Source organism: Paraburkholderia sp. NMBU_R16, from assembly GCF_013282575.1.
In the GTDB taxonomy this organism is placed as follows: Bacteria; Pseudomonadota; Gammaproteobacteria; order Burkholderiales; family Burkholderiaceae; genus Trinickia.
This window is the reverse complement of sequence record NZ_JAAAYE010000011.1, coordinates 119,118-130,195: the sequence shown is the minus strand read 5'-3', so window position 1 is coordinate 130,195 and position 11,078 is coordinate 119,118. Positions and strand designations below refer to the sequence as shown.

Below are 11,078 nucleotides of genomic sequence, written 5' to 3'. Positions count from 1 at the left end.
GAAGAAGGTCGACCAGATGTTCGTTCTGAACATGGCCGCCTACAACCTCGTGCGTATGCGCTCGCTGGGCGCAGTCCGTCCGGCGGCGGCATAAAGGGAGGGAGCCGGGCAAAAAACGAGCCTCAGACCATCAGAAATCCCTGAAATGAGGCCCAGATTTCCATATCCCGAAAAATCGACTGGCTCGACGAGCCGACGAAAGGTACGCGCTCGCTGACGAGGGGTATTTCAGCAAGCTGCTAGGGCCGCGGGCCTCCATTCGTTGTGCCATGCTCCATCGAAGATCAGATTTTTAATCTGCTCCGCACTTTGCTGCCATGTCAGCCACGGCATTCCCACCGATGAAGGCGCCCTTCCATCGGCATGCAAATCGAGCCAGTTCCTTAGCGCTCGTGCCAGGGTGTCTGCATCGTCACCGTCGAAATAAAACGCATAATCGCCAGCGACTTCGCGAAACACCGGAATATCCCTGGCAATCACCGGCACTCCTTTCTGTGCCGCCTCGATCAATGGCAAACCAAACCCCTCGCCTTTTGATGCGATCAGCAGACAAGAAGAAACCTCGTAGACTTTCTCCAGGTACTCGTCGGTGATGCCTTCGAGCCAGAAGAACCGCTTGCTCCGTTCCGGGTGACGCTTCAGCGTATCGTCGAAACCGTTCAAACGCCAGCCGGCCTTACCAACAATAGCAAGATTGACGTCGATGCCGTCGGCCCACAGCTTTTCGAATGCCGCGAACGCTTGGACATGCCCCTTTCGAGGCTCCACGGTTCCCACCATGAGAATGGTAGGTCTGGCCTGTAACGCAGCAAGAACCTGAGGTGTATCGTCGGCCAGCCCTCGTGAAGGCTGACTGCTTTCAATGTCCGCGCCCAGGTGGAAATACCCTAGCTTAAGATCCCGCTTGCGCTCGACTTTTGCAGCATCGAGCCATACTTTGATGTCGTCTGCGACCGAACGCGAAATACCGATCAGGCCGTCCGAGACCGTCGCGATCGTTTGCAGCCACAACGGGAAACACTGCGCGATGACCTCCGGGAACCAGTCAGGCCGCGTAACCGGAAGCAGATCATAGACCACAAAATAAACCTTGATTCCACGCCTACGTTGCCGCTCGAACCATTGCTGTGCCGGTGGCACGCAGTCCGCCACCAAGTCCAGCCCCAGAAAAACGTCGCCCTGCTGGCTATCGAGCCAGTCGTCCTCTTGTTCGACAACATGGCTGCCCAGGTCCAGCTCGCGCAGAAAATGATTGGCGTATCGATATGCCATGACCGTACGATCAAGTCGCACGGGCCTCACTTGCCAACCGGAGGGCGGCCCAATGATCAGTTGACGCAATATGGCACGCGTCACGCGTTGAATGCCCGATTTTGCGTCGACTTCACAGAGGACCGAGACATCAACAAAGAGCTGACGCGCGCGAGTTCCTCGTTGATTCGCTGCGATAGCATCGGCTGTCGCGATATAGTCGCGCTCCGAGGCCGTACCAGGATTCAGCTTACTTAAGGCGTCAATCAAATGGAGGTAGCGTGCTTCGCTATCCGCATGGTTGACATCCTCAGCCGTCCCGGCGTCGTCTGTTACAGCCGCATGCCGTGCGCTGGAACGCTTGGCATAGGCAGCTTCGAACGCACGCAACGCACGGCGCCCCGTTTCGTCCCACGAGAAAAGCCCGGCGCGTTGCCCCGCATGTTCACGCAGCGAGCGCCAAAACGCTTCATCACATAGTGCGCGTTGCATCGTGGACGCCATCTGCGCAATATCGCGCGGATCGAAAAGGGCGTCATCGCGACCTATTACCTCCGGGATGCTAGTCGCATTGGAGCCGATGACTGCCGCACCGCAAGCCATCGCTTCAAGCGCTGGAAGTCCGAAGCCTTCATGAAGCGACGGAAAAACGAACAGGCGGCAGGTGTTATACAGCGCAACCAGGTCGTGGTCCGACACAAAACTGGCCAGAACGAGTTCGTCAGCGTTCAAGCCGTTCGCCTGAGCGAGGCTGCGGAGCTTAGCCGAATTAGATTCGGTCGCTTGGCACACCATGAAGAGCTGATGTTCCCGGCGGACTTCGATCGGCAGCTTGGAATAGGCAACGATGAGCCCCTCAAGGTTCTTACGCGGCTCCACAATCCCCGTCGTCATGACAAACGGTTTCGTCAGGCGGTAACGTGCGCAAAGATCCCCGCGTTGCTCGCCGGTCAGCTCGACCGTCCGGAAGCTCTCTGAGACCGCCGACGAAATGTTAGTGATCTTCTCTCCAGCAATCCCGAGTTCCCTCGATGCCTCTTCCCCGCAATACTCGGAGATGGCAAGGAGGACATCGGCTCGTTTCAACGCATCGATCTTCTTCAGGTAATGCTGCTTGAACCCGGCGTCGGTGAGATAGCGATCTGGATTCAGATACGGGATCAGGTCATAGAGCGTCACCGCGGTAAGGACGTCAGAATCGAGCTCTTTGACAGACGTAAGGGAGTGGTCGACGTATCCTTCGAACAGACTGCTCACATGGACGATGTCCGGCTCTAGCTCGCCTATCGCGTACTCACGGACCAAGATCGCAGCCCTCGTTCGCCAATCGTGCTCACCTTGGTATGGCGTGAGCATGGGAACGGAAAAAACAGCAATCCGGTCTTGCGGCAACAAGCCGGAAAACGTTTGCCTGATCTCTTCGATCGTATCGGGGAACAGCTCGTTGAGTACGATCCAAACTTCGTGATCGCCAGCGTTACGAACGATAGCCTTTGCAAGCGCCATGCTGTAACGCCCGATGCCGCGCAGCCGGCTGGCCGACTGACATCCTTGAAGATCCAAAACGATGCGCATGCTGATCTCGGCAGTGGGTTATCGAGCGTTGTTGCTCTTAGCGTTTAATAGATCGTCGCGAATTTTTCGCCCGCGAGCTGTGAGTCGGTCCACCGTCTCGATCTCATTGGTTGCCGGCGGAGCGCCGTGGATAACCGCAAGCCCGAGCATGCCGACCAGTCGAGCCCGCACTCCGGGATACCGAGCTAAGACGCCGGAGACCTTGGCCCTGAGCGCCGGATGGGCACGCAGGTAGTCAGCAGCGCGCATGAGCACAGGCTTCGCGATCCGAAGCAACCCAGCCCTCGATATCCCGGCTTTCCGCAGCGCATTGCCTCCGGCGCGAATCGGGGCGGCCAACCGCCAACTGCGGCTTCTGTATATCGCATTGATATGTTCGTGCAACCTGGCAACTTCCATTTCCGCCGCCGCCGCCCGCTGCTCGATCCTGCGCATTTCTTCTTCCGCGTGCAGCTTCGCATCGCTCGCCTTCAGCTCAAGGTCTCGAACCAGAATTTCCGCCTGATAGGCTCGCTCCTGCCACTTTCCGACTTCGCGCTGGGCCTCGATCACCGTCAGATTCAACGAGCCCACGATCTCCTCCTCTGCCGTCGAAGTCGCCAGTGACGAACCGCTCACTAACGACTCTGCGATCTCAGTCAATCGCGGATCGCGCTTCTTGAACGCGACAACCGCGTAGTCGGGTGCTTGCATCAAATTCGTATCCAGCGCCGATACCACTTTGTTGATCACGGCCGCTCCCGCGAGTCGTGACGGCATCAGTTCGAGATCGTTGTGGATGAACGCGCGATTGACGGGCACCACCACCACACTTTCGAAGCCTGAATACTCGGCCGCAAAACTGAGCAATACCGAGGGAATGGGCCGCTCATGCGTCGGATCGATATAAAAGTTGCAGGCACCGACCACGAGGTTGGCTGGATTAGGTGTCTCCAGCAGAATCGCGCCGCCGTCGTCGACAACGCGATACGCTTCCTTTAAAAAAGCCAACAGGTTGTTAAAGCCGAGGTGCTCAACAACGTGGAAGGCGCTAACAAGCTCGTACGTCGCATCGGGCTGCGACGCGAGGAACTGCATAGCGTCGGCCTGTTGAACGGCCAACCCCGCCGCCCGTCCCGCGTCGACAAACTCCTCGTTAAGATCGATTCCTTCTGCCTGGACGCCGCGTTCCTTCAACAGTTCGAGCCACTCGCCCCGGCCGCACCCCACATCGAGCGCCTTCTTGCCCACCTTTGCATGCAGCGCCTCGACGACCGGCAAATAAACGCTCTGCCGCGCCTTGATCGTCTCCCGGCTTCCCCGAAAGCGATCTTCGAGCGCCCGGTAAAAATCGTCTGACAGCATAGGTCCCCGAATTTTCTATAGTTGATAGTTCACGGTGCTCACTTCCGGCTCCATCCAAGCGCAGCCGACAAATTTCTTTTTCGACATATTGAGCACCTGAAAAACGATCGCATGATCGCGCCACTCGTAATTCTTTTCGACGTGAGTATCGCCAGCATGCAACGCCACGGCGATCGAATAATTCCCCTCACCGAGGTTCGCGGTAAACGCAAATCGGTACTTGATGCGCTCGCCTGCAGCATACGCCGTACGCGCGTGCGCAAGAAAACTCGTATTGGTGCCGAATATCGGCTGACCGAGCCGGTCCTTGATCGCATATCCAAGCACGAGGTCGGGCACGCTCTCATGGACGCAAACGTCGACCTCCAGCGCCACTTGGCTCCCCACATCGATCACCTCGACGCTCTTGCCTTGGGCATCGACAAGACGAATGGCGTCGACGGTGGCCTCGCCGGAGCCCGAAACGGTCCGCGTCTTGCCATCCTCGCCGCGCACCTGCTTGACGGTCTTGCCTTCGCGGTCCGCCAGCAGCGCGTTGTAGTAATCGAAAATCTCTTCGGGCTCGCCCTGCTTTTCCAGGCGTCCCTCGTTCAACAAGATGGCGCGATCGCAAATCGACTGAATCGCCGTCTTGTCGTGCGAGACGATCATCAGCGTCGTCCCCTGCTCGCGATAGGAGCGGATGCGATCGAAGCTCTTGTGCTGGAAGTAAGCATCGCCGACAGACAACGCCTCATCCACGATGAGAATGTCGGGCCGGCGAAACGTGGCCACGCTGAACGCGAGCCGCATCTGCATGCCGCTCGAATAGACGCGCACCGGTTGGTCGATGGCATCGCCAATTTCAGCGAACGCCTCGATCGCCGGCATGTTCGCCATGATCTCTTCAACCGAATGACCGAGCAGTTGCCCTGCCATGATGACGTTCTGGCGGCCCGTGAAGTCGGGATGGAAACCCATCCCCAGTTCGAGCATCGCCGCAACGCGTCCGTTGACGCTGATGCTGCCGCGCGTGGGCTGCGTCGTCCCGGTAATCATCTTCAGCAACGTGCTCTTGCCCGCGCCATTGATACCGACGATGCCCACGGCCTCGCCCTGCTTCACGTCAAAGCTGATATCGCGCAATATCCATTTGAGCTGATGCCTGACAGCATGCCCAGGCGCGACCCATTCGAGCAACCGCCCGAAACGCGACGAATATTGCTTGTAGGCCTTGCTGACGTTTTGTACGGAAATACTACCCATGAGATCGGGTCCGCGGTTACGAGTCGAAGCGTTGGACGCTGTGAGAAAAAGGCCCGGCCTCTTCTCGGCCAGGCTCGAATCGGCGCGGGCTCGAGGGCGCCGAAACGCCCTCTCGCTTCATCCGATCAGAACGAGAAGCCGGCTTCGTTTCTACGCAGATCGGCTTGCACCATCATCTTGCAGAGCTCTTCGAGCGACGTCTTCGGCTCCCACCCAAGCTTAGCCTTCGCCTTCGCCGGATCGCCGATCAGCAGGTCGACTTCGGCCGGCCGGTAGAACTTCGGGTTCACGCGCACGAGTACCTTGCCATTGGCGGCGTTCACGCCTTCCTCTTTCTCGCCTTCGCCGCGCCACTTCAACTCCGTGCCGACTGCCTTGAATGCCATCGAGACGAAATCGCGCACGGTCTCCGTCCGATTGGTGGCCAACACGAACGTATCGGGTTCGTCAGCTTGCAGCATGCGCCACATGCCCTCGACATACTCTTTAGCGAAACCCCAATCGCGCTTGGCGTCGAGGTTGCCGAGTTCGAGTACGTCGAGCTTGCCGAGCGAGATCTTGGCCGCGGAATCGGTGATCTTTCGCGTGACGAATTCGCGCCCACGGAGCGGCGATTCGTGATTGAACAAGATGCCGCTCGATCCGAAAATGTCGTACGACTCGCGGTAATTCACGGTGATCCAGTGGGCATACAGCTTGGCCACACCGTAGGGGCTGCGCGGATAAAAAGGCGTGTCTTCCTTTTGCGGAACTGCCTGCACCTTACCGAACATCTCAGACGTCGACGCTTGATAGAAGCGAATCGAGCGGTCGACGATACGAATGGCTTCGAGCAGGTTCAAAGCACCGACGCCGGTGATCTGCGCCGTCGTGCCGGGCTGATCGAACGAGACGCCGACGAAGCTTTGCGCAGCGAGGTTGTAGACTTCCCGCGGCTTCGCCGTTTCGATGAGGCGAATGGTTGAGCCGAGATCGGTCAGATCGTGTTCGACAAGATGCAGATTGGGGTGATCGAGAACGCCCACCTCCTCCATGCGCCAGAAGTTCACCGAGCTCGTACGCCGGTACGTGCCAAAGACTTCGTACCCGCGCTCGAGCAACAATTGCGTCAGATACGCACCATCTTGACCGGTGATGCCGGTTACGACTGCCCTTGTCATTCCCTCTCCTTTGGAAAGCTGATCTCCGCGCCATATTCCGCGAAGAATCATCAAAATACCGAAATCGAACGCCGCAAATTATAGCCGAGCGCTCCTTGCCAAAAACGCTCAAAGCCAGCGGCTCGCCGCAACGGCGCATATCGCACGCACAACGGGCGCACTACAGCTCGTCGACCATTTCCGCCGCATGCCGCCGAAAAAGATGCATGCCGAGCAGGCAAAACAGCACACCGAGCACAAAGACGGGCCACACGAGCGACCAGTCGGGCCAAAGGCGATTCACGAAGATCGTCTGGTATCCCTCGATCAATCGCGCCATCGGGTTGAGCCGGATCAACGGTTTGACCTGCTCCGGCAGCGCATGCCACGGATAGACAACGGGCGTGAACCAAAACCAGAACTGCAGAAGAATGCCCATGAATTGACCGACATCGCGGAAAAATACATTGAGCACGCCCAACGTGATGCCGAGCCCGATGCTGAAAAGGACCTGCGTCAACAGCAGCGGCACGAGGCCCACGAATACGACACCCGGAAAGTTTCCCGTGACGATGAGGAAAACCAGAAACAGGCCGAAGATGATCGCGAAGTTCATCAGTGCGGAACACGTGACGATCACGGGCAGCACGATGCGCGGAAAGCTGAGCTTTTTCAGCAGATTGGCATTGTCGACGAAGACGCTTTGCGCGCGCGAAACGATCTCGGCGAAAAGCCCCCACGTCAATACGCCCGCACAAAGGTAAATACTGTAGCCGAACGTGCTCTGTACGCCAGGCAGCCTCGACTTCATCACCTCCGAAAACACGACCGTGTACACGACGATCAACGCCAGCGGTTGCAGCACGAGCCACAACGCGCCGAGCATGCTCGTGCGATACCGTGTCTGGAATTCGCGTTTCACGCTGCCGACGACAAAGCCCCTGTATCGCAGCAGCGCATTCAACAATGCAGCCAATTTATCTTCCTCGATGTTTCGTGCCCATGTCCGGCCTCACCACGATTGCCGGTCTTGCAAGCAGAGCGATAAAGCGTCCCGCCAGTGCGGGGGCCGAATTCCAAACACCGCTGCCAACTTCGCATTGGAAAGCCGCGAGTTGGCAGGCCGCCGCGCCGGCGTCGGGTATTCGCTCGCCGCAATCGGTACGACCTTCGGCGCCTTCTCCGGCGAGGCAAGCTCGAAAATCGCCCGCGCGAATTCCGCCCACGAGGCCTCTCCGCCCGCGCTCAGATGGTACGTGCCGCTGCGCGCGGACCACCATTGCGCCCGCGCTTCAGGCGCCACCGCCATGGCCTGCGCGACGATATGCGCCGTCAGTGTCGCGATCGTACGCGACCACGTCGGGGCGCCGCGTTGATCGTCGACGATGCGCAGCTCGTCGCGCTCTTGGCCCAGGCGCAGCATCGTCTTCATAAAATTGCGCCCGCGCGCGCCATAGACCCAGCTCGTACGCAAAATCAGATGCGCGGCGCCAGCCTGCTCGATGGCGCGCTCGCCAGCCAATTTGCTCGCACCGTAGACATTCAACGGGCCGGGCGGGTCGTCTTCTTCATACGCCCCTTGCTTCGTGCCATCGAAGACATAGTCCGTCGAATAATGGATCAGCGGCACGCCCATCTCATGTGCCGCCGCAGCCAGTACACCAGGCGCATGCGCATTGATGCGCATTGCGGTATCGACATCGCTCTCGGCCTGATCGACAGCGGTATAGGCACCCGGGTTGACGATCAGCGAAGGGCGGATTTCATCCAGCGCCGCCTCGATCGAACGCGCATCGGCGAGATCGAGTACATCGCGCCGCGGCGCGATCACGGTTCCCAGCCCCTGAAGCGTGCGCACAAGCTCGAACCCTACTTGCCCCGACGCGCCGGTAACGAGAATGATCGGTTGGTTCAAATCGGACATGAACGAGTGCACCCCGAGGACAGATACCGGACAGAGGCCAGCCGACGAAAGCGCCACGACGCGAGGACACGAGATTATAGAAGCACTCGGAGGGTAACCGAAGATGCCTAACAATCTGAAACACCGCGATCGGGTGGATTTTGCCGATCCACGGCCGCAGCAAGGTATAAATTGCCGCCCCACCGCCCGCTTTTGGGCTGCGCTCAGTGATGGTGATGCTCGCGTTGAACCATCCAACGAATGGTGTCGGCAAACTCGATAGGTTCGACATCGGGAACCAGCTGCCGCAGCTTCTCGGCCGAGCCGATCAGCATTTTGACCTCGTTGTCCCGTACGAACGCGCGGTTCACCCGAATGTCGAGATCGTGATGCGATGCTTCCCGCACCATGTCGATGACCTGATGCAGCGTGTACGCAACCTCGCTGCAGACATTCACGACTTCACCGGCCGCCTTGCCCGCAAGCAGCGAGCGATAGATGCTCGCCACCATCCGCACGTCGGAGAAATCCCGCGCCACGTCGAGGTTGCCCAGCTCGATGAACGGCCTGCGCTGCACGAAGTGCGAAACGATCTTGGGCACGAGAAAGCGCGGCTCCTGCCCACGTCCCGTGTAGTTGAACGGCCGCGTGACAACGATGGGCAAGCGGTCGAACCAGGTCCGCACCAGGTGCTCCATTGCGAGCTTGCTGGCCGCATAGTGGTTCACCGGCGCGGGTGCAACGCTCTCGTCCACCACGCCCGCGGCGTTGCCGTAGACGTTCGCGCTGCTGGCGACGAGAATCTTCTCGGGATGGCATCCCACGTCGATGCAGGCTTGCAGCAAGTTCAGCGTGCCGAGCACGTTGACGCGATACATGTCGAGCGCGTCGTCATGCGCCACGAAACTGATCGCGGCCAGATGCACGAGATGCGTGGGCCGCACTTCGCCAATCACGCGGCGGCAATCGTGCAGCGATGAGATATCGAGCAAATGCTCGTGCGCGCCGGCCGTTTCGCCGCGCGCGAGCGTGCCGATCACCTCATAGCCGGCGCGCTCGAGTTCGTTGCGGACATAGACGCCCGTAAAGCCGCGAGCACCGGTCAGCAACACACGCCGGCGCCCTGGCTGAGAAGAAGATTCCAATCCAACACCCATCTTAGATTTCGATTTTTTTACGAACCTGGTCGCTCACTCGAACAGGTCGGCATCGGCCAATAAGCGGCCGGCGGCATCCTTGGCGGCCAGGATCGGCTCGAATCCGATCGGCCATTCGATGCCGACGCTCGGATCGTTCCAAAGCAGGCAGCGCTCGAATTCCGGATACCAATAATCGGTCGTCTTGTAGAGAAACTGCGCGGACTCGGACAGTACCACGAAGCCGTGCGCGAAGCCGGGCGGGATCCACAACTGCCGATGGTTCTCCGCCGACAACGTGATGCCCTCCCACTTGCCGAACGTAGGCGACGAACGGCGCAGGTCGACGGCCACGTCGAACACCTCGCCTTCCGTGACACGCACGAGCTTGCCCTGCGCATGCGCGATCTGATAATGCAGACCGCGCAGCACACCCTTGGCGGAACGCGAGTGATTGTCCTGCACGAACGTCACGCCGTCTTGCACTTGTTGCGCAAATTCGCGAGCGTTGAAGCTCTCGAAAAAAAAGCCGCGCGAATCGCCGAACACCTTGGGCTCGATGAGCTTCACGCCATCGAGCGACATCGAGGTCACTTGAATTGTCATGCGATCTGGTCGGTGAGAAGGCCCGTCAAATACGCGCCGTAGCTGCTCTTGCAAAGCGGCTTCGCCAGCCTCAGCAGTTGCTCGGCATCGATCCAGTTACGGCGATAGGCGATTTCCTCGGGGCAAGCCACCATCAGCCCTTGCCGCTTTTGCAGCGTGGCAATGAAGCTCGCCGCTTCGATCAGCGAATCGTGCGTGCCCGTATCGAGCCACGCATAGCCGCGGCCCATGATCTCGACGTCGAGCTTGCCCGCTTGCAGATAATGCGAGTTCACATCGGTGATCTCGAGCTCGCCGCGCGCCGAGGGCTTGATGCTCTTCGCAATCTCGCAAACGTGCTCGTCATAGAAGTAAAGCCCGGTCACGGCATAGTTCGAGCGCGGCTGCGCGGGCTTCTCTTCGATCGATAGCGCGCGGAATGCCGAATCGAATTCGACGACGCCGTACCGCTCCGGATCCTGAACGTGATACGCGAAAACCGTTGCGCCCGACGTCCGCGCGTCGGCGCGCTCGAGCTGGCTGACTAGATCGTGCCCGTAGAAGATGTTGTCGCCGAGTATCAGCGTCGACGGCTTGCCATCGACGAAGTCCTTGCCGATGACGAACGCCTGCGCCAAACCGTCCGGGCTCGGCTGCACGGCGTATTGCAGGCTCATTCCCCACTGGCTCCCGTCGCCCAGCATCGCCTCGAAACGCGGCGTGTCCTGCGGCGTCGAGATGATCAGGACTTCGCGAATCCCCGAGACCATCAACGTGGACAACGGGTAGTAGATCATCGGCTTGTCGTATACCGGCAGCAGCTGTTTCGACACCGCATGGGTAATCGGATAGAGCCGCGTGCCGGAGCCGCCCGCGAGGATGATGCCTTTGCGCGCCATG

Annotated in this window: 9 protein-coding genes; all 9 read right to left on the bottom strand. The window is 59.3% G+C overall.

Going from position 1 to position 11,078, the window contains the following annotated elements; translation table 11 throughout:
* Positions 1–228: 228 nt before the first annotated feature.
* The 9 genes from GWC77_RS08060 to rfbA all read right to left on the bottom strand — a co-directional run bounded on the left by GWC77_RS08060 (position 229) and on the right by rfbA (position 11,077).
* Positions 229–2,826, bottom strand: a complete 2,598-nt coding sequence (locus GWC77_RS08060; RefSeq protein WP_173256373.1) for a glycosyltransferase family 1 protein — start codon at positions 2,824–2,826, stop codon at positions 229–231.
* Between the two features lie 18 nt (positions 2,827–2,844).
* A complete protein-coding gene (locus GWC77_RS08055; RefSeq protein ID WP_173256372.1) occupies positions 2,845–4,170 on the bottom strand; it encodes a bifunctional 2-polyprenyl-6-hydroxyphenol methylase/3-demethylubiquinol 3-O-methyltransferase UbiG in 1,326 nt (441 codons plus the stop codon).
* A 15-nt stretch (positions 4,171–4,185) separates the two neighbouring features.
* The gene (locus GWC77_RS08050) at positions 4,186–5,415 is read right to left on the bottom strand and encodes an ABC transporter ATP-binding protein (RefSeq protein ID WP_173256371.1); all 1,230 of its coding nucleotides are present in this window, start codon (positions 5,413–5,415) and stop codon (positions 4,186–4,188) included.
* 125 nt (positions 5,416–5,540) lie between these two features.
* Entirely contained in the window at positions 5,541–6,575 is a 1,035-nt protein-coding gene (gmd, locus tag GWC77_RS08045; protein ID WP_173256370.1) for a GDP-mannose 4,6-dehydratase, read from the bottom strand.
* 160 nt (positions 6,576–6,735) lie between these two features.
* Positions 6,736–7,530 carry an ABC transporter permease gene (locus GWC77_RS08040; RefSeq protein WP_302181343.1) on the bottom strand — a complete coding sequence of 265 codons (795 nt, stop codon included), beginning with the start codon at positions 7,528–7,530 and terminating at the stop codon, positions 6,736–6,738.
* A gap of 36 nt (positions 7,531–7,566) precedes the next feature.
* Positions 7,567–8,478, bottom strand: coding sequence for a dTDP-4-dehydrorhamnose reductase (rfbD, locus tag GWC77_RS08035; RefSeq protein ID WP_173256369.1), 912 nt, complete (start codon positions 8,476–8,478; stop codon positions 7,567–7,569).
* A gap of 203 nt (positions 8,479–8,681) precedes the next feature.
* Positions 8,682–9,614 (bottom strand): NAD-dependent epimerase/dehydratase family protein, encoded by a 933-nt coding sequence (locus GWC77_RS08030; RefSeq protein WP_173256368.1) that lies wholly within the window; start codon positions 9,612–9,614, stop codon positions 8,682–8,684.
* 33 nt (positions 9,615–9,647) lie between these two features.
* The gene (rfbC, locus tag GWC77_RS08025) at positions 9,648–10,199 is read right to left on the bottom strand and encodes a dTDP-4-dehydrorhamnose 3,5-epimerase (protein ID WP_173256367.1); all 552 of its coding nucleotides are present in this window, start codon (positions 10,197–10,199) and stop codon (positions 9,648–9,650) included.
* Complete coding sequence (gene rfbA, locus GWC77_RS08020; RefSeq protein WP_173256366.1) at positions 10,196–11,077, bottom strand: glucose-1-phosphate thymidylyltransferase RfbA; 882 nt, start codon at positions 11,075–11,077, stop codon at positions 10,196–10,198. Before rfbA ends, rfbC begins: the two co-directional genes overlap by 4 nt.
* Between the last annotated feature and the right edge of the window lies 1 nt (position 11,078).

Bases quoted from the DNA above. Each gene is read 5' to 3' on its own strand.
- GWC77_RS08060 (WP_173256373.1), bottom strand. From the start codon at position 2,826: ATGCGCATCGTTTTGGATCTTCAAGGATGTCAGTCGGCCAGCCGGCTG.
- GWC77_RS08055 (WP_173256372.1), bottom strand. From the start codon at position 4,170: ATGCTGTCAGACGATTTTTACCGGGCGCTCGAAGATCGCTTTCGGGGA.
- GWC77_RS08050 (WP_173256371.1), bottom strand. From the start codon at position 5,415: ATGGGTAGTATTTCCGTACAAAACGTCAGCAAGGCCTACAAGCAATAT.
- gmd (WP_173256370.1), bottom strand. From the start codon at position 6,575: ATGACAAGGGCAGTCGTAACCGGCATCACCGGTCAAGATGGTGCGTAT.
- rfbD (WP_173256369.1), bottom strand. From the start codon at position 8,478: ATGTCCGATTTGAACCAACCGATCATTCTCGTTACCGGCGCGTCGGGG.
- GWC77_RS08030 (WP_173256368.1), bottom strand. From the start codon at position 9,614: ATGGGTGTTGGATTGGAATCTTCTTCTCAGCCAGGGCGCCGGCGTGTG.
- rfbC (WP_173256367.1), bottom strand. From the start codon at position 10,199: ATGACAATTCAAGTGACCTCGATGTCGCTCGATGGCGTGAAGCTCATC.
- rfbA (WP_173256366.1), bottom strand. From the start codon at position 11,077: ATGGCGCGCAAAGGCATCATCCTCGCGGGCGGCTCCGGCACGCGGCTC.